The sequence below is a fragment of the Actinoplanes awajinensis subsp. mycoplanecinus genome (assembly GCF_001509495.1).
In the GTDB taxonomy this organism is placed as follows: domain Bacteria; phylum Actinomycetota; class Actinomycetes; order Mycobacteriales; family Micromonosporaceae; genus Actinoplanes; species Actinoplanes palleronii.
This window is the reverse complement of sequence record NZ_LLZH01000025.1, coordinates 105,092-127,576: the sequence shown is the minus strand read 5'-3', so window position 1 is coordinate 127,576 and position 22,485 is coordinate 105,092. Positions and strand designations below refer to the sequence as shown.

17 protein-coding genes are annotated in these 22,485 nt (G+C 72.0%); 7 read left to right on the top strand and 10 right to left on the bottom strand.

Features of this window, described 5'->3' with window-relative positions; all coding sequences use genetic code 11:
* Positions 1-703 precede the first annotated feature (703 nt).
* Entirely contained in the window at positions 704-2,605 is a 1,902-nt protein-coding gene (locus tag ADL15_RS06615; RefSeq protein ID WP_067685748.1) for a penicillin-binding transpeptidase domain-containing protein, read from the bottom strand.
* Positions 2,606-2,819: 214 nt separating this feature from the next.
* Between ADL15_RS06615 and ADL15_RS06610 the strand changes: the two genes are divergently transcribed.
* Positions 2,820-7,763, top strand: a complete 4,944-nt coding sequence (locus ADL15_RS06610) for an NAD-glutamate dehydrogenase (protein WP_067685744.1) — start codon at positions 2,820-2,822, stop codon at positions 7,761-7,763.
* 500 nt (positions 7,764-8,263) lie between these two features.
* On the opposite strand, the gene ADL15_RS06605 is transcribed toward ADL15_RS06610, so the two are convergent.
* On the bottom strand, positions 8,264-8,914 hold the full coding sequence (locus ADL15_RS06605; protein WP_157441200.1) for a hypothetical protein: 651 nt from the start codon (positions 8,912-8,914) through the stop codon (positions 8,264-8,266).
* A gap of 598 nt (positions 8,915-9,512) precedes the next feature.
* Positions 9,513-11,168 carry a glycoside hydrolase family 3 N-terminal domain-containing protein gene (locus ADL15_RS06600; RefSeq protein WP_067685742.1) on the bottom strand — a complete coding sequence of 552 codons (1,656 nt, stop codon included), beginning with the start codon at positions 11,166-11,168 and terminating at the stop codon, positions 9,513-9,515.
* 172 nt (positions 11,169-11,340) lie between these two features.
* Here ADL15_RS06600 and ADL15_RS06595 point away from each other — a divergent pair, with 172 nt between their 5' ends.
* From ADL15_RS06595 to ADL15_RS06585, 3 genes are read left to right on the top strand one after another with little or no spacing between them, the layout of a single operon-like run.
* Positions 11,341-12,519, top strand: a complete 1,179-nt coding sequence (locus tag ADL15_RS06595) for an ROK family transcriptional regulator (protein ID WP_067685740.1) — start codon at positions 11,341-11,343, stop codon at positions 12,517-12,519.
* Positions 12,520-12,570: 51 nt separating this feature from the next.
* Entirely contained in the window at positions 12,571-13,395 is an 825-nt protein-coding gene (locus ADL15_RS06590; RefSeq protein ID WP_067685739.1) for an ABC transporter ATP-binding protein, read from the top strand.
* Between the two features lies 1 nt (position 13,396).
* Positions 13,397-14,293, top strand: coding sequence for a ribokinase (locus ADL15_RS06585; protein WP_083970965.1), 897 nt, complete (start codon positions 13,397-13,399; stop codon positions 14,291-14,293).
* A 4-nt stretch (positions 14,294-14,297) separates the two neighbouring features.
* On the opposite strand, the gene ADL15_RS06580 is transcribed toward ADL15_RS06585, so the two are convergent.
* From ADL15_RS06580 to ADL15_RS06565, 4 genes are read right to left on the bottom strand one after another with little or no spacing between them, the layout of a single operon-like run.
* The gene (locus ADL15_RS06580) at positions 14,298-15,212 is read right to left on the bottom strand and encodes a methyl-accepting chemotaxis protein (protein WP_067685738.1); all 915 of its coding nucleotides are present in this window, start codon (positions 15,210-15,212) and stop codon (positions 14,298-14,300) included.
* The gene (locus tag ADL15_RS06575; protein ID WP_067685736.1) at positions 15,209-15,751 is read right to left on the bottom strand and encodes a PAS domain-containing protein; all 543 of its coding nucleotides are present in this window, start codon (positions 15,749-15,751) and stop codon (positions 15,209-15,211) included. The genes ADL15_RS06580 and ADL15_RS06575 overlap by 4 nt, the downstream gene beginning before the upstream one ends.
* Before the next feature lie 54 nt (positions 15,752-15,805).
* Positions 15,806-16,159: a DoxX family protein gene (locus ADL15_RS06570; RefSeq protein ID WP_067685735.1), complete on the bottom strand. Its 354-nt coding sequence runs from the start codon at positions 16,157-16,159 to the stop codon at positions 15,806-15,808.
* Positions 16,156-16,617 carry a DUF6232 family protein gene (locus tag ADL15_RS06565; protein ID WP_067685733.1) on the bottom strand — a complete coding sequence of 154 codons (462 nt, stop codon included), beginning with the start codon at positions 16,615-16,617 and terminating at the stop codon, positions 16,156-16,158. The genes ADL15_RS06570 and ADL15_RS06565 overlap by 4 nt, the downstream gene beginning before the upstream one ends.
* A 189-nt stretch (positions 16,618-16,806) precedes the next feature.
* Between ADL15_RS06565 and ADL15_RS55060 the strand changes: the two genes are divergently transcribed.
* Positions 16,807-18,978: an Hsp70 family protein gene (locus ADL15_RS55060; protein WP_232343931.1), complete on the top strand. Its 2,172-nt coding sequence runs from the start codon at positions 16,807-16,809 to the stop codon at positions 18,976-18,978.
* A 66-nt stretch (positions 18,979-19,044) separates the two neighbouring features.
* Here the strand turns inward: ADL15_RS55060 and ADL15_RS06555 are convergent, their stop codons facing one another.
* From ADL15_RS06555 to ADL15_RS06545, 3 genes are read right to left on the bottom strand one after another with little or no spacing between them, the layout of a single operon-like run.
* Entirely contained in the window at positions 19,045-19,371 is a 327-nt protein-coding gene (locus tag ADL15_RS06555; protein ID WP_067685731.1) for a PLD nuclease N-terminal domain-containing protein, read from the bottom strand.
* Between the two features lie 38 nt (positions 19,372-19,409).
* Positions 19,410-19,709, bottom strand: coding sequence for a DUF202 domain-containing protein (locus tag ADL15_RS06550; protein ID WP_067685729.1), 300 nt, complete (start codon positions 19,707-19,709; stop codon positions 19,410-19,412).
* A complete protein-coding gene (locus ADL15_RS06545) occupies positions 19,709-20,095 on the bottom strand; it encodes a YidH family protein (protein WP_067685726.1) in 387 nt (128 codons plus the stop codon). The genes ADL15_RS06550 and ADL15_RS06545 overlap by 1 nt, the downstream gene beginning before the upstream one ends.
* 424 nt (positions 20,096-20,519) lie before the next feature.
* On the opposite strand from ADL15_RS06545, the gene ADL15_RS06540 reads away from it, so the two are divergent.
* The gene (locus tag ADL15_RS06540) at positions 20,520-21,299 is read left to right on the top strand and encodes an electron transfer flavoprotein subunit beta/FixA family protein (protein ID WP_067685724.1); all 780 of its coding nucleotides are present in this window, start codon (positions 20,520-20,522) and stop codon (positions 21,297-21,299) included.
* A gap of 17 nt (positions 21,300-21,316) precedes the next feature.
* On the top strand, positions 21,317-22,276 hold the full coding sequence (locus ADL15_RS06535) for an electron transfer flavoprotein subunit alpha/FixB family protein (protein WP_067685722.1): 960 nt from the start codon (positions 21,317-21,319) through the stop codon (positions 22,274-22,276).
* Positions 22,277-22,485: the final 209 nt, after the last annotated feature.

Here is a 22,485-nt window from a genome sequence, read left to right as displayed (position 1 = left end):
GAGGTCGCTGTGGTCGCGGACGTCGCTGTGGTCGCGCCGGAGGCCGATGCCGGTCCCGATCCGGCGGAGGCTGATGCCATCGATGACGAGGTGTCCGGCGGATCCCCGGCCCACCCGCACTCGCCGGAGGATCTTCCGACGGCTGATCCCCTCTCGCGGAACGGCTCGGCCGAACTCCGTCCGGATCCTGCCGCCGCCGACGAGGACGAGGCCACGGAGTTGGTGTCGCCGGTCGTTCCGGTCGACGTCGAGGAAGCCGACGATGCCGGCGTCCACGACGAGGCGGGTGTCGCCGAGCGATCCGACCTCGGCCCCGAGGTGGACGGCGAACCCGACGTCGCCGACGAGCCGACAGCGGAATCCGAGGCCGGGTCCGAAACCGATCACCCGGACCAGGACCACCACGATCCGGCCGGTCACGATCTGACGCCGGCGCCGGCCGCCGAGGACTCCCCGGCGGAGGAGGAGGAGCCTCAGCCGGTCGCGGCGGGTCCGCTCGCCCCGACGTCCCGGTTGCTGTCCCGGCCGCTGGGCTCGGCGCCGCTGCTCGACTCCGAGCCGCTGCCGGCCACCCGGCCCGGCATGCTGCGCCCCCGGCCGCCCGCCGACCCGCCGGCGACCGGCGGGTTCACCCTGCACGCCCCGCGCTTCGGGCCGCCCTTCCCGCCCAGCGTCGCCTGACGCCAGTTCGTCGGGCCTGCCGTCACTTGGCCAGGGTGGTCAGGAAGCGCTTCACGATCGGCACCGCCGCCTCCGAGCCCGCGCCGCCCTTCTGCACCATCACGGCGAAGGCGACGTCACCCTGGTAGCCGATGAACCAGGAGTGCGTCTCCTCCGAGTCGTCGGCGAACTCGGCGGTGCCGGTCTTGCCGTAGACCGGCTTGCCCGGGACACTCTTCAACGCCGTACCGGTGCCTGAGGTGACCACCTCGCGCATCATCGACCGCAAGGCGTCCAGCGCGGCCGCGTCCAGTGCGCCGGGCGCGGCGCCGGCCGCGGGCGCCGGGTCCAGCACCAGCTTCGGCGCCTGGAACGCGCCCTTGGCGACCGCCGCGGTCGCGGCGGCCATCGCGATCGGACTGACCGCGGTGCTGCCCTGACCGAAGGTGGCGGCCGCGAGTTCGGTGGGCGTCGCTCCGGGTGAGACCTTTCCGGTGTACGCGTCGAGCCCGATGTCCCAGCCCCCGCCGATGCCCAGCGCGCTGGACGCACTCGCCAGCCCGTCCGCGCCCAGCGTCGGTGACAGCCCGACGAACGCGGTGTTGCACGACTTGGCGAAGTCGACGTGGAACGGCACCTTGCCGAGCGCCTCGTCGTGCGAGTTCTTGAACGTCCGGCCGTCGACGGTCCGGGTCTTCGGGCAGTCGGCCACCGTGTCCGCGGTGACCTTCTTCGAGGCCAGCAGCCCGTACGCCGAGATCATCTTGTAGGTGGAGCCGGGCGGCACCTGGCCGGTCAGCGCGGTGTTCACCCCGCCCGGGTCGGGCCCGTTCGCCACCGCGAGCACCGCGCCGTCGCTGACCCGCAGCGCCACCAGCGAGCTTGGCTGTTTCTGGATGGCGAGCGCCTGGTCGGCCGCGTTCTGGGTGGCGGTGTCCAGGGTGATCTTCACGGACGTGCCGTCGACCGGCTTCGAGGTGAAGACCGGGGACTCCTCGACCGACTCGTCGGCGGCCTCCGCGGAGATCACCACGGCCAGACCGGGTACGCCGCGCAGCTGCTTGTCGTACTTGCCCTGCAGGCCGCCGTGCCCGACCTGGTCACCGACGGCCAGCTCGTCGGGCCGGGTGTCCAGGTCGTCCTTGGTGGCCGGCTCGACCGACCCGAGCAGGGCCCGGGCGAAGACGCGGGTGGGCGCGAGCTGGCGCGTCTCCTCACGGAAGACGGTGCCCGGCAGTGGTCGTACGATATCTCTGATCTTGTTGTAGTCGGCCCGGCGCAGGCTGACCAGATCGAGGAAGGCGCCGTCGTCGGCCTTGGCGACCCGGGCCTTGAGCGTGGCGAGGTCGACATCCACGGCGATCTTCTTGAACGCCGCGGCGAGCGACGTGGTCAGCGACGGCAGATCCTTGATCTTCTCGGGGCTGACCCCGACCACCACCACCTCCTGCGGCCCGACCAGCGCCTTGCCGGTGGCGTCCAGGATGGTGCCGCGCTGGGCGGCGACCCGGCGCAGCCGGAACTTCTCGCCGGGCTGCAGGTCGGGCTGGAGCACGGCGGGTTCCCAGATCACCTGCCAGGCGTCCTTGCCCTTGGTCATCCGGACCGCGGACCGGTACGCCCAGGTCACGTTGCCGGGCAGGGTCCACTTCACGTCGATCGGGGTGGTCGAGTCGTCGCCGGTGACCTTGGCGTCGCCGGCCACCGCGACGTCCAGCGGCTGGTCCTTGAGGTCGCCGTAGAACGACGTGATCCCGGTCAGCACCTCGGTCGCGGCGATCTTCTGGCCGGCCGCGGTCAGAAAGCCGACTTTGCTCAGGTCGCCGTTCTTCCAGCCGTTGAGGAAGTCCACGACGGTGTCCTGTGGCTCGTCCTCGGAGCAGCCGGCCAGTCCGCTCGTGACCAGCACGAGCAGAGTCGTCAATCCGATGGTGGCGCGGCGCATGAGGTTTCCCCCCGAGGGTACGACTGGCAGGACTTCCCGGAACGGTAGCCGCCGCAAGCCGGTTCGCGCCGCCCGGCACCGGTCGATACCTCGCATATCAGCCCACCTGTCGGGCTGGCACACCCTGGGTGTGAAGCAGTCGCACCCGGGCGTTCTACGCTGTGCCCGACACGTTCAGAACCCACAGTGCGGTGGGTGAGGGGAGCGCCGGACCATGGCTGTCGCCGATCAGGCAGGGGCCGATTCTGATCACTCTGTGCCCGACTTACCGGGGCCAGGTCCCGGGCTCGCCCTCACCGGGCGGCTCGGCACCTCCAGCGACCCCGATGAGCTCGACGAACCGCTGCCGAACGCCGAGCGGATGGTCGCTCAGGCGCTCGAGCGGGCCGGCGAGGATCACGGCACGGCGTTGCTGGTCGGCCGCTTCTGGCGGTTCGCACCCGACGAGGAGCTGATCGGGTACACCCCGGAGGAGATGTACCGGGCCGCGGTCGAGCACCGCGACCTGGCCCGCAACCGGCTGCCGGGCGAGCTGAAGCTCGCGCTCACCGAGCCGACCGGGTCGCAGTCGCACACCGTGCTGCAGATCGTCACCGACGACATGCCGTTCCTGGTCGACTCGGTGATAGCGCTGCTGACCGCGCACAACCTGCAGGTCCACCTGATGGTGCACCCGCTGATCGTGGTGCGGCGCGAGCCGCTCGGCGCGCTCAGCGAGCTGGAGTCGGACGTCGAACCGGACGACGCCATCGAGGGCGACCTGGTGGAGAGCTGGATCCGGATCGAGATCGACCCGGTCCGCCGCGCCGAGGCCCGCGAGCAGCTGCTCAACGAGGTCCGCCGGGTGCTCACCGACGTGCGCGAGGCGGTCGAGGACTGGCCGCGGATGAAGCAGCGGGCCCTGGTGATCTCCGACGAGCTGGCTGCCGCCCGTGGCTCGGAGAAGCGGCTCCCGGTCCCGGAGAAGGACGTCACCGACTCGATCGAGCTGCTCAAGTGGCTGGCGAACGATCACTTCACGTTCCTCGGGTACCGCGAGTACCGGCTCGACGGCGGGGTCCTGACCGCCGTGCACGGCACCGGTCTGGGCATCCTGCGTGGCGAGAGCCGGCCGCGGCGGCTCGACACGATGGCGCCGGAGGCGTACCAGCGGGCCATGGAGAAGCGGCTGCTGGTGATCACCAAGGCGAACTCGCGGGCCACCGTGCACCGCTCCGCCTATCTCGACTACATCAGCGTCAAGGTCTTCGACCGCGAGGGCAACGTCACCGGCGAGCGCCGCTTCCTCGGCCTGTTCTCCAGCTCGGCGTACCGGACCAGCGTCCGGCAGCTGCCGGTGGTCAAGCGCAAGGTCACCGAGGTGATGGACCGCTCCGGCCTGTCGCCGCGCGGGCACTCCGGCAAGGACCTGCTGCAGATCCTGGAGACCTATCCGCGCGACGAGTTGTTCCAGATCAAAACCGATGATCTGTACGAGGCGGTCATCGGCGTGCTGCGGATGGCCGGCCGTCGCCAGCTGCGCCTGTTCCTGCGCCGGGACGGGTACGGGCGGTTCATCTCCTGCCTGATCTACCTGCCCCGGGACCGGTTCACCACCGGCAACCGGCTGCGCATGCAGGAGATCCTGCTGCGCGAGCTGAACGGCGTCGGCGTCGACTACACCACCCGGGTGACCGAGCGGATGCTGGCGCGGGTGCACTTCATCGTGCGCACCGACCCGGCCGCGCCACCCGGGAACCTCGACCCGAACACACTCGCCGAGCTGCTCGCCGACGCCACCCGGATGTGGGACGACGACTTCTCCCTGGTGCTCGAGCGCAAGCTGGGCGACGAGCCGGCCAAGAACCTGTTCAACCGGTACGCGCACGCCTACCCGGAGAGCTACAAGAACGGGCACACGCCGTACGAGGGCATGCAGGACCTGGCCAAGCTGGAGCTGCTCGAGGAGCCCGGCCAGCTGGAGATGCACCTCTACCGGCGGCGCAAGCTCGGCGCCGACGGGGCACCGGAGCCGGACGAGCACGACATCCGGTTCAAGGTGTACCGGTTCGGCGAGCCGATGATGCTCTCCGCCGTGCTGCCGGTGCTGCACTCGCTGGGCGTGCAGGTCAGCGACGAGCGGCCGTACGAGATCCGCCGCGACGACGGGCTGGTCTACCTGTACGACTTCGGCCTGACCCCGCCCAAGGTGCACCGGGAGCTGGGTGAGGTGCGACCACAGGTGGAGAACGCGTTCGCGGCCGCCTGGCGCGGTGAGGCCGAGGTGGACGGTTTCAACGAGCTGGTGCTGCGGGCCGGGCTCACCTGGCGGCAGGTGGTGGTGCTCCGGGCGTACGCGAAATATCTGCGCCAGGCGGGCAGCGTCTTCTCGCAGCGGTACCTGGAATCGACGTTCATCGCGTACCCGGAGATCGCCCGGCTGCTCGTGCAGCTCTTCGAGGTGCGGTTCTCGCCCGCGCTGCAGATCGGCGAGTCGGAGCGGGTGCGCCGGTCGTCCGAGGTCGCGGTGCAGGTCACCGAGCTGCTCGACCAGGTGGAGAGCCTCGACCAGGACCGGATCCTGCGGTCGTACCTGACCCTGATCGAGGCGACCCTGCGGACCAGCTTCTTCCAGCGGGGTGCGGACGGGCGGCCCAAGTCCTACGTCGCGTTCAAGCTGAACCCGGAGGCCATCCCGGACCTGCCGCAGCCCCGCCCGAAGTACGAGATCTTCGTCTACTCACCCCGTTTCGAAGGTGTGCACCTGCGCTTCGGCGCCGTCGCCCGCGGTGGCCTGCGCTGGTCGGACCGCCGGGAGGACTTCCGGACCGAGGTGCTCGGGCTGGTCAAGGCGCAGATGGTGAAGAACTCGGTGATCGTGCCGGTCGGCGCCAAGGGCGGCTTCGTGCTCAAGCAGAAGCCGGGCGACCGGGACGAGGCGGTGGAGTGCTACAAGCGCTTCATCACCGCGCTGATGGACGTCACCGACAACATCCTGAGCGGCAAGATCGTGCCGCCGCACGACGTGGTGCGCCACGACGGCGACGACCCGTACCTGGTGGTGGCCGCGGACAAGGGCACCGCGACGTTCAGCGACATCGCCAACGAGATCTCGGTCCGCAAGGAGTTCTGGCTCGGCGACGCGTTCGCCAGCGGGGGCTCCGCGGGCTACGACCACAAGAAGATGGGTATCACCGCCCGGGGCGCCTGGGAGTCGGTCAAGAAGCACTTCCGCGACCTGGGCAAGGACACCCAGACCGAGGACTTCACCGTGGTCGGCGTCGGTGACATGTCCGGCGACGTCTTCGGCAACGGCATGCTGCTGTCGCGGCACATCCGGCTGGTGGCGGCGTTCGACCACCGGCACATCTTCCTGGATCCGGCGCCGGACGCGGCTCTGTCGTACGCGGAACGGCAGCGGCTGTTCGACCTGCCGCGCTCGTCGTGGGCCGACTACGACGCCAAGCTGATCAGCGAGGGCGGCGGGATCTACCCGCGGACGGCCAAGTCGATCCCGGTCAGCGCGGAGGTCCGGGCGGCGCTCGACCTGCCCGGCGAGGCCGCCGCGATCAGCCCCGGTGAGCTGATGCGGGCCATCCTCAAGGCGCCGGTCGACCTGTTCTTCAACGGCGGCATCGGCACGTACGTGAAAGCGGCCGCCGAATCGCACGCCGACGTGGGCGACAAGGGCAACGACGCGATCCGGGTGAACGGGGCCGAGCTGCGGGTCAAGGCGGTCGGCGAGGGCGGCAACCTGGGGCTGACCCAGCGCGGGCGGATCGAGTTCGCCCGGGCCGGTGGCCGGGTGTTCACCGACTTCATCGACAACTCGGCCGGGGTGGACTGCTCCGACCACGAGGTCAACATCAAGATCCTGCTCGGCGGGGCGGTCACCGACGGCGAACTGTCGATGCCCGAGCGGGACGAGCTGCTGGCCGCGATGACCGACGAGGTCGGCGCGCTGGTGCTGCGGGACAACTACGAGCAGGCGACGGCGCTCGGCAACGCACGGTCGCAGGCGCACTCGCTGCTGCCGGTGCACCGCCGGATGCTGACCACCCTGGAGCAGCGGGGTGTGCTGAACCGGGAGCTCGAGGCGCTGCCCACCGACAAGGAGCTGGCCGCCCGGCACGAGGCCGGCGAGGGGCTGAGCGCGCCGGAGTTCGCGGTGCTGCTCGCGTACGTGAAAATCAACCTGGAGCGCGAGGTGCTCGCCGACGAGCTGGTCGACGAGGCCTGGACCAACCAGGTGCTGCACCGGTACTTCCCGACCCCGCTGCGCGAGCGGTACGCCGCCCGGATGGCCGGCCACCGCCTGCGCCGCGAGATCATCTCGACCTCGCTGGTCAACGAGGTGGTCAACCGGGGCGGCACGTCGTTCGTCTTCCGCGCCATGGAGGAGAGCGGTGCCTCCGCCGCCGACGTGATCCGCGCGTACGTGGTGATCCGCGACGTCTACGGCCTCCCGGAGATCTGGGCGGCCGCCGAGGCGCTGGACAACCGGGTGCCGACGCCCGCGCAGACGCTGGTCTTCCTGGAGACCCGGCGGCTGCTCGACCGCGCGGTCCGCTGGCTGGTCAGCACCCGGCGCTCCCCGGTCGACGTGGCCGGCGAGATCGCCAAGCTGCGCCCCGGCGTCGCGACCCTGCTGCCCCAGCTGCCGGAGGTGCTCGTCGGCGCGGAACGCCGCTCGTTCGAGCAGCGCGTCGCGACCCTGGCCGAGAAGGGCGTGCCGTCCGACATCGCCGACGCGATCAGCCGGGTGTTCTACGGCTTCGGCCTGCTGGACATCCTGGAGACGGCGGCCGGCATCGACCGGGACGTCACCGAGGTGGCGAAGGTCTACTTCGTCCTCTCGGAACGCTTCGGCGTCGACGCGCTCCTGTCGCACATCTCCCGCCTCCCGCGGGGCGACCGCTGGCAGACCCTGGCCCGGATGGCCCTCCGCTACGACCTGTACGCGGCCCTGGCCGCACTCACGGCCGAGGTCCTGCAGTCGACCGAGGCCACGGTGGCCCCGGAGGACCGTGTCTCCCAGTGGGAGCAGGTGAACGCGGCGTCGATCGCCCGGGCCTCCAACGCGATGGGCGACGTGGACGACTCACCGGCAGATCTGGCGGCGCTGTCGGTCCTGCTCCGCCAGATCCGCACGCTGGTGAAAACCTCATCAGCGAGCTGATCCTCTCGGCGGTATTCCTCTTGTCGTCGGCCTGATCCTCTCGGCGGCATTCCTCTCGCCGGCGGCCTGATCCTCTCGGCGGCGATCGGAGCCGCTCGTCGGTGGCCGGGGCTTTGAGGTCGGCCGGGGCTTTGAGGTCGGCCGGGGCTTTGAGGTCGGCCGGGGCTTGCGCCCCGGCCGACCGCCCGGGATGTCCCGATCCCGGGTTGCTGCCCGGCGCACGGATGCCGGGCCTGCCGGTTGCCGCCGGCAGTTCTGCTCGCTCCTTTCCTGGTCTCGCGGAACGAGCCGTGGCGCCTGGCAGGGGGATGCGCCACGGCGGGACAGCGCGGGGACGGCCGACTCGTGGTGAGACTCGGCGGTCCGGCTCGTGGTGCTGGCCTCGCGCGGGCACGGAGGCCCGGCCGGTGGTGCTTGCTCGCGCGGGCACGGCGGCCCGGCCGGTGGTGGTGGGCCGCGCGGGCACGGCGGGCCGGCCGGGGGTGGTGGGCCGCGGGGGTTCAGGGTGCCGGCCAATCGGGCAGCGCCGGTGTGTGGCCGGTGGTGGCGTGCGCCAGCAGGGTGGTCACCGCTTCTCGCCGGGCCATCCGGGAGCGGCGGGTCAGGGCCTCGGCGATCAGATCCGGTGTGGTGAGCCGCCGGGCGCAGGCGACCGTGATCCAGTGCATCGCCTCCTCCACGTCGGCCGCGGTCGAGGCCAGGTCGAGGACGGTCTCCTCCAGCCGGGTCTGCGGCGGGCGCCGCCGTGGATGGCGCCGGATCGAGGCGTGCCGGGAACGGTGCACCACGATGCCGGGCACCGGGCGGATCCGCCGTCTCTCCGGGATGAGCACGTGGACCGGGCCGCGCCGGCAGCCCATCGTCAGCGTCCCGGCTTCCTGTGCGGCCTCCTCCAAGATCAGCCCGGCCTCCTCCGCCGCGGAACGGTGACAGAGCATCGCTCCGGTGCCGGCGTGGAGGACGGCGGCCCAGCGCAGGGCGGCGGGTGGCGGCCGGCCGGGGAAAGTCGCGTAGGTAGCGGGCATCAGCCGCTGCCAGCGTCCGGTCATCACCCGGCCGCGCAGAACGTCCGAACTGATGCCGGCCTTCAGCGCCTGCTGCCGGGTCACCACCCCGCGTTGGCGTCGGCTGATCTCGTCGAGTTGTCGCATGCCCAGCACTCTTCTGCGCGTGGCGAGAGTCTGCCCCGACCCCTGTGGACAACCGCGAACTGTGGAAAACCCACTGCGGAAGAACGCACGGCACCGACCGCTCCTCGTGCAGCGGCGACCGCAAGAAACGGGCGCTGGAGCGGGGTGCGGGGAGCAGCGCGGCGCAAGAAGCGGCTCAGGTGCGCGTCGCTCACCGGCTGGGTGGGGAGTTTGGGCGCGGTGCGCGCCGCAATTTCACACGTTGGGTGGTTGGGGGCGCTGCGTGGGGAGTTTGGGTGCGGTGCGCGCCGAAACTTCACACGCTGGGGTTGCGGTGCTCCGCGGGTGGCGGCACCGCGGGCAGATGGACGTAAGAAAGTGGCGCAGGTGAGCCGGGCGGCGGTGGACTGCTCCCGAAGTCCGCCGTGCCCGGCTCACCCCTAGCGTCGCGGGGCGCACTTGTCCCGAGGCGATCCCGCGAACTCCCCAGATCCACCTGCGGACATGACGCTACGTGACTCACGCTCCGACGAGGAAGTGCTGAGCGTAGGCTTTGGCCGTTCGGATGAGTGTATTTATCCGTCGGTAGTCCTTTTTTTCGGATACTAGATACGGAGCGTCACGGTGCGTCGGCGTAACGTTGGGTGATCAAGCCGAGGGCCTCGGCGGCGACCCGGGCGCTGGCCCGGCTCGCGCCGTGGGTGACCAGGAAGGCCCGCGCGCCGTCCGGGCGCCAGGGTGAGGGCCAGCCCATCTCGACGATCGCGGTCGGCCAGGCCGCGGACAGCTTCTCGGCCAGCGCGCGGCTCGCCGCGGCCTGATGCACCCGGCGGCCGACCAGCACGATCGGCCTACCGGCGGCCCGGGCGATCAGCTCGTCCGCGGTGATCTCCGAGGCGACGGCGTCGACCTGCTCGACCCCGTCGAGGAACGGGCGCAACCCCCACGGCACCTTGCCCTCGGCGATCGAGAACCCGCTGATCAGCTGGACCACCAGCGGCCCGGTCACCGCGGCCGGGTCACCCTCGACCAGCAGCGCCCGCCGCGCGGCGACGATCCCTAGCTCAGCAGAGGTGAGAGCGGCCTCGGCACGGTCCGAGCCGGCCACCGCCGGCACGCCGGGAAGAGCCGCGGCGATAGCCGCCCCGGCAACTGCCGGAACACCCGGCAGCACCGCAGCCGCAGCCGCAGCGGCGAGAGGCGCGGCGGCGAGAGGCGCAGCGGCGAGAGGTGCCGCGGCGAGGGGTGCGGCAGCGCCCGCCCGGGTGACCCGGGACAGCGCCGCCCACGAGGCCAGCTCCGCGTTGCGTTCCGCGGCCTCCTCCAGCCGCTCCAGCGCCAGCCGACCGTCCCGGACCGCTGCCGCCACCTCGTCGGCGACCGCGAGCACCAGGTCCCGGTCCACCAGGGCGCCGATGCACAGCAGGTCGGCGCCGGCCGCCAGGGCCAGCACCGCGGCCTGCGGGATCCCGCCCGCCGCGCCGGCCGCCCCGCGCATCTCCAGCGCGTCGGTGACGATCACGCCGCGGAAACCGTACTCGTCGCGCAGCACGCCCTGCAGGGCGGCGCGGCTGAACGTCGCCGGGCCGTCGCCGGTCAGCTCCGGCACCCGGATGTGCGCGCTCATCATCGCGCGGGTCCCGGCCTGGACCGCCGCCGCGAACGGGGGCAGGTCGCGGGTGCGCAGCAGGTCGAGGGGCGCGTCCACGGTCGGCAACTCCAGGTGCGAGTCGGTGACCGTCGCGCCGTGGCCGGGGAAGTGCTTGGCGCACGCCGCGACCCCGGCCGACTGCAGGCCGGTCACCGCGGCGCCGGTGTGCCGCGCCACCAGGGCGGGGTCCGAGCCGAACGAGCGGGTCCCGATGATCGGGTTCTCGGCGGCGGTGTTCACGTCGACGGTCGGCGCCAGGTTCAGGTTGACGCCGGCCGCGGCCAGGTCGGCGCCGATCGCGGCGTACACCCGGCGGGTGAGATCCGGGTCGTCGACCGCGCCGAGGGCGGCGTTCCCGGGGTGCGCGCTGCCGCGGCGGTGACCCAACCGGGTGACGTCGCCACCCTCCTCGTCGATCGCGATCAGCGCGTCCGGGCGGGCCGAGCGCAGTTTCGCGGTCAGCGCGGCGAGCTGTGCGGGATCGACGACGTTCGTGCCGAACAGGGTGTGCCCGGCCAGGCCGTCGGCGAGCAGGTCCAGCGCCCAGCCCGGCGCGGACGGCCCGGGGAAAGCGGCGAGCAGGGTGCGCAGGGCGAGCCGGCGCAGCCCGGGGTCGATGGCCATGGTGTCCTTCCGGTGACGAGGCTCTGGCCACCAGGGGCCGCGAGCTGCCATGATCGCTCGGAGTCGATAGCCACCGTACGGACGGGCAACATTGCCGACCGTTACGCTGCGGCTGCGTGTTGAGCGCCGACACTGTAACAGGAAAGAATCTTTAGTATTAGGGGATCGAGTCATGGCCGCCACTCGCCTTCCGGGCACGCCCCGGTTGCTGCGCGCCCTCAACGACCGCGCCGCGCTGGACCTGCTGCTGACCCGGGGTCCCCTGACCAGGGCCCAGCTCGGCGAGCTGACCGGCCTCAGCAAGGTCACCGCCTCGCAACTGGTGGAACGTCTCGAGGAGCGCGGCCTGGTCCGCCGGGTCGGTGAGCAGGCCGGTGGCCGCGGCCCGAACGCCCAGCTCTACTCGGTGACACCGGGCAGCGCCCACGTGATCGGCGTGGACGTCGGCCCGGACACCGTGATCGCCGCCTGCGCCGACATCACCGGCGCGGTGATCGGGCGGGCCGAGCTGAGCACCAAGGACACCGACGACCCGGTCGGCGTGGTGCACCAGGCGGTGGTCCAGGCCGCGAGCGACGCCGGGACCGACATCACTTCGGTACGCCGTGTCGTGCTCGGCACCCCCGGCCTCGTCGACCCGCAGTCCGGTGAGATCTCGTTCGCCTGGGACCTGCCCCGCTGGCACCGCGGCCTGCTCGCCGACCTGCGCCGGGACCTGAGCACCCCGGTGGTGTTCGGCAACGACGTGAACATGGCCGCGATCGCCGAGTCGAGCACCGGTGCGGCGACCGGGGTGACCGACTTCGCGCTGGTCTGGATCGGCCGGGGCATCGGTCTGGCCAGCGTCATCGACGGCCGCCTGCACCAGGGGGCGACCGGCGCCGCCGGTGAGATCGGCTACCTGCCGGTCGGTGGCGCGGACGTGCCGCACAACGCCTCGAAGCGCGGGGTGAAGGGCGCCTTCCAGACCCTGGCCGCGGCCGAGGCGGTCAAGGCGGTCGGCAAGCAGCACGGGTTCCGCGGCGCCGAGGCCGCCGACGTGGTCCGGGCCGCGGTCGCCGCCGGTACGGCCGGTGAGCCGGTCCTGGACGAGCTGGCCCGGCGTCTCGCGCTCGGTGTCGCCGCCATCTGCCTGGTGCTGGACCCGCCGCTGGTGGTGCTGGCCGGTGACGTGGGCCGGGCCGGCGGGCCGGCGCTGGCCGAGCGGGTGGAACGCGAGGTCGCCGCGATAACGCTGGTCTCGCCGAAGGTCGTGGTGACCGGGGTGGCCACCGACCCGGTGCTGCACGGCGCGCTGCGCACCGCCCTGGACGCGGTCCGCGACGAGGTCTTCGGCTCGACGACGGACTGACGGGTGTAACGACCGGCACGCCGTACGGATCCGCCGCGTCCACGTGGTTGGATGGACGGCGTGCCTGAGGCTGCCGTAACCGTTCCGCCCGACGAGGACACCGTCATCGCGTTCGACCGCGTCACCGTGGTCCGCGGCGGGAATCCACTGATCAACAGCCTGTCCTGGCAGGTCGAGCTGGATGAGCGATGGGTGGTGCTGGGCCCGAACGGCGCCGGCAAGACCACCCTGCTCAACATCGCGTCCGGTCGGCTGCATCCGACCCGCGGTCAGGCGTGGGTGCTGGGTGAGCGCCTGGGCCGCACCGACATCACCGAGCTGCGCACCCGGGTCGGGATCACCACCGGCCGGCTGGCCGACCGGATCCCGCCGGACGAGAAGGTCATCGACGTGGTGGTCACCGCCGCCTGGTCGGTGGTCGGCCGCTGGCGCGAGGAGTACGACCCGCAGGACGTCGCCCGCGCCCGGCAGCTGCTCGAGCAGCTGGGCATGAGCGGCTTCGTGGACCGCGAGTTCGGCACCCTCTCCGAGGGCGAGCGCAAGCGCACCCAGATCGCCCGTGCGCTGATGACCGACCCCGAGCTGATGCTGCTCGACGAGCCGACCGCCGGTCTCGACCTGGGCGGCCGGGAGGTGCTGATCGGCCACCTGACCGAGCTGGCCCTCGACCCGGACGCGCCGGCCATGGTGCTGGTCACCCACCACGTCGAGGAGATCCCGCCGGGCTTCACCCACGGACTGCTGCTGCGCGAGGGCAACGTGGTGGCGGCCGGCCGGCTCGGTGAGGTGATGACCGCCGAGCACCTGTCGAAGACGTTCGGGCTGCCGCTGGTCGTCGACCGGTTCGGCGATCGTTACACGGCGCGAGCGGGCTGACGTGGCCGTACCGAAGGTGGTCGTCGTCGGCAGCGCGAACATGGACCTGGTCGGGCTGGCCCCGCGGCTGCCCCGGCCGGGGGAGACCGTGCTCGGCGACGACTTCGTGATGACCCCCGGCGGCAAGGGCGCCAACCAGGCGATCGCCGCCGCCCGGGCGGGTGGCGCGACCACGTTCCTGGGTGCGATCGGCTCGGACTCGTTCGGGGTCACCCTGGGTTCGCGGCTCGCCGCCACCGGGGTGGACACCACCCACCTGCGGACCAGCTACGGACCGTCCGGCGTCGCCGTGATCATGGTGGACCGGGCCGGTGAGAACGCGATCCTGGTCAGCCCGGGCGCCAACCGGACGTTCCTCGGCCTCAGCGACGAGGAGCGCGCCTGCATTGCGGACGCCGACGTGCTGCTGTGCCAGCAGGAGATCCCGCTGGCGACGGTGGCCGAGGCGCTGACCGCGGCCCGCGCTGCCGGGACCCGGACCGTGCTCAACGCCGCGCCCGCCATGGAGCTGCCGCCCGGCCTGCTCGAGCAGGTCGACCTGCTGGTGGTGAACGAGACCGAGGCCCGCGCGATCACCGGCGGCGAGGACGCGTCCGACATGGCCGCGCTGCTCGCCCTGGTGCCCCGGGTGGTGCTGACGCTCAGCGGTGCCGGTTCCCGCTACGCCGACCGGGACGGCCAGGACGTGCAGGTGCCGGCGTTCGCGGTCGAGGTGGCCGACACCACGGCCGCCGGTGACGCGTTCACCGGCGCGCTCGCGGTCGCCTGGGCCGAGGGGCGTGACCTGCTCGACGCGGTGCGCTGGGCGAACGCGGCCGGCGCTGCTTCCGTACGAAAAATTGGCGCAAGCAACGCACTGCCGGACCGTGCGGAGATCGAAGCCCTCTTCGAGGGCTGAGGCGTCATTCCTGGCGGGCGGTCGCGAGGAAGCGGGTGACCTCGGCGCGCAGGACCTCGGCCAGCTGGGACAGGCCGGTGGTCCCGGCCGCGCCGCCGCCGTCCACCGCGACCGCGATCCCGTCGATCAGGTTGTTGATCTCGCGGAAGCTGTGGGTGACCGCCTCCAGTACGCCGACCGCGTCGGCGGCCGCCTGCTGCACCGTGTTGACCTGCCCCATGATCTCCTCGCTGGACGCGCTGGTCTCGTTCGCGAGGGTCTTCACCTCGTTGGCGACCACGCTGAAGCCGAGCCCCGCCTCGCCGGCCCGGGCCGCCTCGATCGTCGCGTTCAGCGCCAGCAACCGGGTCTGCGAGGCCACCTGGTTGATCAGGTCGACCGCGTTCCGGATCTCCTCGGACGCGCTGCGCAGTGACGTGACCGTGTCCAGCCCGCGCTCGGCGTCGCTGACCGCGCCCCGGGCGAAGCTGGCCAGCCCGTTCGCCGACGCGCCCATCTCGGTCGCCGCCGTCGCCACCTGCTCGGAAACGGTCAGCACGGTGGACTCCAGCGCGTCGGCCAGGGACAGCCGGGCCCGGGTGGCCTCGGCGATCTTGTCGGCGTTGCGGCGCATCGCGGTCACCGAGTCGTTGATCTGCTCGGCCGACGACCGGAACGTGCCCTGCAGCCCGGTGGTCAGGAACCGCCGGTAGAAGCGGCCCTCGGCGGCCGCGGCGGAGGCGGCGCCGGCCTCCCGGGCGAACGCGTCGATCCGGTCCAGCAGGTTGTTCACCGCGGACCGGGCGGCGACCGCGGCCTCGGAGTCGCCGATCGGGGCGAGCCGCGCCTCGAAGTCGCCGGCCGCCATCCGCCGGCAGGTCTCGGTGATCGCCGGCAGCGCGGGGTCCGGCGCCGCGACCGGGGGAGGCCGCCGCCTCACCGGCCGGATCCGTTGGTGAGCGACCAGACCAGCTCGTCGTACGTCATGCCGTGCTCGTTCAGCGTGTCTTGCAGCGCCCGGTAGCCGGCCGTGACCGCGTCCGGGGTGTGGCTCTCCCGGGACTCGGCGGCCCGGATCTTCGTGTACAGGGCGCTCACCGCGGTGACCGCACCGGGCGTCGGGTGCCGGCGGTTCGAGTGGTAGCCGACCACCCGGCCGCCCAGGTCGTACGACGGCGTGACGTGGGCCAGCACCCAGTAGTGCGCGCCGTCGGTGGCCAGGTTCTGCACGTACGCGAAGATCTCCCGCTGCTCGCCGAGCGTGTCCCAGAGCAGCTTGAACACCGCGCGGGGCATGTCCGGGTGCCGGATCACGCTGTGCGGCTGGCCGACCGCGTCACACTCGGACAGCGCGGAGACCCGGACGAAGACGTCGTTGACGTACGTGATCACGCCACGGGTGTCGGTCTTGGTGACGATCATCTCGTGGTCGCCGAAGGCACGTTCGACTCCGGTGGGGCGTATCCGCGTGGCTCTCATGGTGCCTTGATCGTGCCGAATTCCGCCCGGCCTTTCAGGCGAAATCAACAGACTTCAGCGGGAGACGCGCAGCGCCCAGGCGATCAGCGGAGCCTGCGCGGGCAGCCGGCCGAACGCGACGGCCCGCTTGACCGGCGACGCGTGCCGCCAGTCCCAGGCCATCTTGACGTTCGCCGGGAAGACCGCCGCGAACAGCGCGGCCGCGGCCAGCCCGCCGGCCTTCCGGGTCCGGGGGTGCGCGATCGCCGCGGCGACCGCCAGCTCGGCGACCCCGCTGACGTACGTCCACGTCCGCGCGGAACCCGGCAGCGACCTCGGCACGATCGCGTCGAACGGCTTGGGCGCGACGAAGTGCAGCACCCCGCTCGTGGCGAGCAGGGTGACCAGCCCGGCGGCGTCCTTCTTCACGGCCGCACCGCCGGCTCCAGCGCCCGCTCGAGCGCGCGGTAGATCCGCCCGAACCGCTGCGCGTCGGTGGTACGCAGCAGCAGCACGCGGCCGGCGCTCACCCGTCCCCAGATCTCCATGGTGCGGCTCCCCGAGTCGTACGACCTGTCGACCCGCTCCAGCACCAGATCGGCGACCGGAACCACGGCCAGCCCGACCAGCACCCCGCCGATCACGAGCGCGATCGTATGCGGCGTGCTCGCGTGCACCAGCAGCGCCACCCCGATGGCCAGCGCGCCGAGCAGCAGCGGCAGCAGGATGGTCAGGCCCAGCGCGCCACGCTTGGCGATCACCGACCAGGATCGGGCGCCCCGGGTGTGCCAGACCTGGATCAGGTCGGACAGCCGGAACTGGCGCCCGTTCATGTGCACGCCGGACGAGGTGATCAGTACTTCGGGGTCCCGGTAGTACGTGGTCATCTGTCCTCCCCAGGGGAACCAATGTAGCCAATACCCGTCACGGACCGGCGTCGAAACAGCACTCATCGGAGCGTCGCCGGCGACGATCGGGTGAAAGGCGTCACCGCTTCCGCCGGAGAAGCGTCACCGACGTTCATCGGACGGCGGCGGCTTCATCCACGCCACACAGGCACCGCTTAGACTGCGCTCATGTCCATCGACCAGGGTGGTCCGAAAGTCGCCCTCGGCATCGACTTCGGCACCTCCAACACCGTCGCCGTCGCGCGGTGGCCCGACGGGCGGGTACGGCCGATCCTGGTCGACGGCTCCCCGTTGCTGCCCTCCGCCGTGTTCGCCGACGCGGAGGGGAACCTGCTGGTCGGCCGGGACGCGGTGCACAGCGCCCGGCTCGACCCGGCCCGCTTCGAGCCGAACCCGAAACGCCGCGTCGACGACGGCCTGGTGCTGCTCGGCGAGCGCGAGTTCAGTGTCGTCGACCTGATCACCGCGGTGCTGGCCCGGGTCGTCGAGGAGTGGCACCGGGCGGTCGGTCCGTACCGTCCGGAGACCACCCTGACCTGCCCGGCCAGCTGGGGCGCCGCGCGGCGGACCCTGCTCGCCGAGGCCGCCGCCCGGGCCGGCCTGTCCGGCGCCCGGCTGGTCGCCGAACCGGTCGCCGCGGCCACCTACTTCGCCGAGGTGCTGGGCCGGGAGGTGCCGATCGGCTCGGTGCTGATGGTGCACGACTTCGGCGCCGGCACGTTCGACACCAGCCTGGTCTCCCGGACCGCCACCGGTTTCGAGGTGCTCGCCGTCGACGGGCGCGACGACCTGGGCGGCCTGGACGTGGACGCGGCGCTCGTCGAGCACCTGCAGACCGACGCCTGGCAACGGCTGCTGGAGCCGTCCACGATCGAGGAGCGCCGGGCCCGCCGGCAGCTCTGGGACGACGTGCGGATCGCCAAGGAGCGACTGTCCCGCGCCCAGTCCGCCGACTTCGTGGTGCCGCTGCTGGACACCGAGGTGCACCTGACCCGGGAGGAGTTGGAGCAGGTCGCCCGCCCGGTGCTGGAGCAGACCGTCCGGATCACCCGCAACCTGCTGACGTTCGCCGAGCTGGCCGAGGGCCGGCTGGCCGGGGTGTTCCTGGTCGGCGGGGCGAGCCGGATCCCGCTGGTGGCCACGTTGCTGCACCGCGAGCTGGGCGAGCCGCCGGTGGTGATCGAGCAGCCGGAGCTGGTGGTGGCCGAGGGCAGCATCCTGGCCGGAGCGGCACTGCTGGCCTCCGAGCCGGCCGCGCCCGGGCCGACCGCCGAGATGCGGCTGCCGTCGCAGAGCATGCCGGAGTTCGGCGGGCCGGTCGAGGCCGAGCCGGGGATGCCGCCGACCGCGGTGTCCACGCCGGACCTGCCGGCCCTCGACCCGTCGGCGCCGGCACAGACCCAGCCGGTCGCGGTCACCTCGATCCCGGAGGCCGCCGGGTCGGCGCTGACGGTCCCGGTGCCGGCCGCCGTCGAGGCGGAGGTCGAAGCCGCCGCTGCCGCCGCCGCGGGCGGTCTGCCGCAACGCCGCCCGGGTGCCGCGGTCGCCGCGGAGAACCCGCCCACCGCCGTGGAGACCCGGCCGGAGGCGACCGCGACGCAGGTCGCACCGCAGACCCCGACACGCACCCCGGTGGCCACGCCCACGCAGGCCGCGCCCAGGACGTCGGGAACGACGAAGACCGCGCGGGACATCCCGGCCACCGTGGACAACCGGGAGACCGAGATCCGCCCGGAACTCGTTGTGCCCGCCCATCTGCGCCCGGCGGTCGACCCCTGGCCGGACGCCGAGCCGCTGCACTGGCGTCCCGACCCGGACGCCACCGTCGCGACCCGGCCGCCCGAGCACGAGGGGCGGACACCGAACCAGGCCTCCGTACGGGAAAAGCCGAAAGCGGCCGGGAACCGGCCCGCCCAGCCGGTGGTGGCGCACGCCCGCCCGGTCTCCGCGGCCCCGGCGCAGTCCCGCCCGGTCTCGCCGTCGCCCGGTCACCCGGCCTCCGGACCGGTCTCCGGCCGGGCCGTGGTGGCCCCGCAGCGCCCGCCGAGCGTCCCGCAGCAGAAGCAGCAGAAGAAGTCGAAGCAGGCCAAACCGGCAAAGCAGCCGCAGCAGCGACCGCAGCAGCAGCCGGTCCAGCAGTGGCAGCCGCAGGCGGCACCGAAACGGCGCAAGAAGAGCCGGGTGCTGCGGTTCTTCCAGGTGCTGCTCAGCCTGCTGACGATGCTCTGCGTGCCGATCGTCGCTCTGGTCGTGGCGTTCGGATACAACAGCCCCAACACGTGGCAGCAGGACGCCTACAACGTCGTGAAGGAAATTGCGAACCTGCTCAACCTGGGCTGACCCGGGCTGAGCTGACCCGGGCTGGACCAGACCGGGCTGGGCCAGCCCGGTCTGCGCTGACCGCGCCTAGGGTTCGTCGTCCTGATGCAGCTCGCGTTCCCACTGGGCGAGCAGTTCCCGGTCGCGCCGGGACTGCTCGTTGTCCACGGTGCGCAGGAAATCCGGGTCGTCGTCGGGGGAGGACGGACGGGTGGCCCGCCGCTGGGCCGCCGGGCTCACCGGCCGGCCCCACAGGAAATAGGCGATCGGGCCGGCCAGTGGGATGAACACCACGACCAGCACCCAGAGAACCCGCGGCATGGCGCGGACCCGTTCCGCCGCCAGACAGGCGATGAGCCCGAGGATCAGCAGGACGAGCGCGACCGCGGCCAAGAAGATGAACAACCGGACCATGGGGCAATGATGCCCCGTCGAAGCTCGTCCGGCGACGATCAGAGCATGACAACCAGCCCGCCGATGACCGCGATGGCCGCCGTGATCACCGCATAGGCCCCGATCGACCGTCCCGCGGGCCTCGGCGGGCGGACCCGCAGCCCGGGCGATCGCTGCACGGCGATGGCCGCCAGGGCCGCCCAGCCGGCCATCGCGGCACCGGCCAGCAGCCACTCGGCCGGCCCGGCGCTGGGATGGAACGCCGGGCGGGCGGCGAGCAGCGCGACCACGGCCGCGGACATCCCGGTGCGCCGCCAGGCCAGCCGGGTGCGCTCCGCGGAGGCGCCCGGATCCCGCATCAGCTGAACACCCGGACCAGCACGGTGATCACCAGCACCAGCGCGCCGAGCGCGACCACGATGGCGAGCAGCGCCGGGAACCGGGAGCGGGGCAGGTCGACACCGAGCCGCATGGCGCGTTCGGCCCGGGCCCAGTGATCAACAGCACGCAGGGCCACCAGTCCGCCGAGCACCAGCAGGGAGACGGCGATCACCTCGCGGAGCTTGGCGATCGGCAGCGGCGGCAGGAACTGGGCACAGGCCAGCCCGCCGGCGATCAGCGCGAGCCCGGTGCGGATCCAGGCCAGGAACGTCCGCTCGTTGGCCAGCGAGAACCGGTAGTCCGGGGTGGTCCCCTCGGTGTGGGCGCTCTCCGGGTCGAACCACTGGCGCAGGACGGCGTACACCTGGCCGATTATTGACCCATCGGGTCAAGAAGGTGGTGCCAGAGACTGCGGACTTCGTCACTGACGCAGGCCTCCCGCGGGCGTCCGCAGCGGCACCACGGCGAGTCCGGGCCGGATCGGCCATGGGACTGCGGCTCCGCATCCGCGCGGCGTGCGAGAGGATGGGGACCGGGCAGGTTCACCCCGTCCAACAGTGTTGCATTTTGACCGGACATGTCATGACACCTCCTCGTGGCCATGCTAGCGATCGAGATCGCGTGATGGGTGAGGTGTGTCACTCTGGGTGGCCGGTAATAGCAAAGCTACTGGCGGGTAACCTTGCCGACATGTCCGCGGCTGGTGCCGGCCGAACACGAGCGAATCCGTCCGGCGGACTGGGTCGACCGCAACGGTGCGTTCAAAACAGGAGGGTCGTAGTAGCGCGATGAACATCGTCGTACTGGTGAAGCAGGTGCCCGACTCCGGTGCCGAGCGCACCCTGAGCGCGAGCGACAACACCGTCGAGCGTGGCTCGGCGAGCAACGTCATCAACGAGATGGACGAATACGCCATCGAGGAAGCGTTGAAGATCAAGGAAGCGCACGGCGGCGAGGTGACCGTGCTCACGGTCGGCCCGGCCGGTGCGACCGACTCGATCCGCAAGGCGCTCTCGATGGGCCCCGACAAGGCCGTCCACGTGCAGGACGACGCCCTGCACGGCTCCTGCGCGGTGGCCACCTCCAAGGTGCTCGCCGCGGCCCTCGGGCAGCTGAACGCCGACCTGATCCTGTGTGGCGCGGAGTCCACCGACGGCCGGGTCCAGGTCGTCCCGCACATGCTGGCCGAGCGCCTGGGTGTGGCCGCGCTGACCGGTGCCCGCAAGCTGACCGTGGACGGCTCGCAGCTGACCATCGAGCGGCAGACCGACGAGGGCTACGAGGTGGTCACCGCCTCCACGCCGGCCATCGTCAGCGTCTGGGACACCATCAACGAGCCGCGGTACCCGTCGTTCAAGGGCATCATGGCCGCGAAGAAGAAGCCGCTGCAGAGCCTGACCCTGGGTGACCTGGGTGTGGCCGCCGACGAGGTCGGTTTCGCCGGCGCGTCGAGCCAGGTGCTGGAGTTCGCGAAGCGCCCGGCCCGCAACGGCGGCGCGAAGGTCATCGACGAGGGCAACGGCGGCGGAGAGCTCGTCGCGTACCTCGCCACCGAGAAGTTCGTCTGAGCCGGAGGATTAGAGACATGGCTGAGGTACTGGTCGTCGTCGAGGCCTCGCAGGCCGCCGGCGTCAAGAAGGTCACGCTCGAGATGCTGACCATCGCCCGCACGCTGGGCTCACCGTCCGCGGTGGTGCTCGGTGGCGCCGGCGCGGCCGCCGCGTTCGCCGCGAAGCTGGGCGAGTTCGGCGCCGAGAAGATCTACGCCGCCGAGGGCGACGAGGTCGACGGTTACCTGGTGGCCCCGAAGGCCACCGTGATCGCCGAGCTGGTCAAGAGCGTGCAGCCGGCCGCCGTGCTGCTCGGCTCCACCCAGGAGGGCAAGGAGATCGCCGCCCGTCTGGCGATCAAGCTGGACAACGGCCTGCTGACCGACGCGGTCGACGTGGCCGCCGACGGCACCGCGACCCAGGTGGTCTTCGCCGGTTCCACGATCGTCAAGTCCAAGGTCACCAAGGGCCTGCCGATCGTCACGATCCGCCCGAACTCGACCACCCCGGTCCCGGCCGCGGCCACCCCCGCGGTCGAGCAGCTGACCATCGCGGTGTCCGACACCGACAAGCTGGCCAAGGTCGTCGAGCGGGTCGCCGAGCAGAAGGGCTCGCGCCCCGAGCTCACCGAGGCCGGGATCGTCGTCTCCGGCGGCCGCGGTATCGGCAACGCCGACAACTTCAAGCTGGTCGAGGAGCTCGCCGACCTGCTCGGCGGCGCCGTCGGCGCGTCCCGGGCCGCTGTCGACTCCGGTTACTACCCGCACCAGTTCCAGGTCGGCCAGACCGGCAAGACGGTGTCCCCGCAGCTCTACCTCGCACTGGGCATCTCCGGCGCGATCCAGCACCGGGCCGGCATGCAGACCTCGAAGACCATCGTCGCGGTCAACAAGGACGCCGAGGCGCCGATCTTCGAACTCGCCGACTTCGGCGTGGTCGGCGACCTCTTCAAGGTGGTCCCGCAGGCCGCCGAGGAGATCCGCAAGCGCAAGTAGGACCGTTTTCGCTCACGGCCCGGCGGTCTTCCGCCGGGCCGCGAGTTTTTCCCGGGGGTACGACCTACCCCTCCACAACCGCAGCGGCCACGTCCCGGGGCTCCACGCGACGTAGCCGGCCCGCCCGGACCGCGACGCAGCATCCGGGCTGGAGCGTCCCCTTCCGGTAGGCAGCCCCTCACGCCCGCAAAGCCGCGCCCACGCAGCGC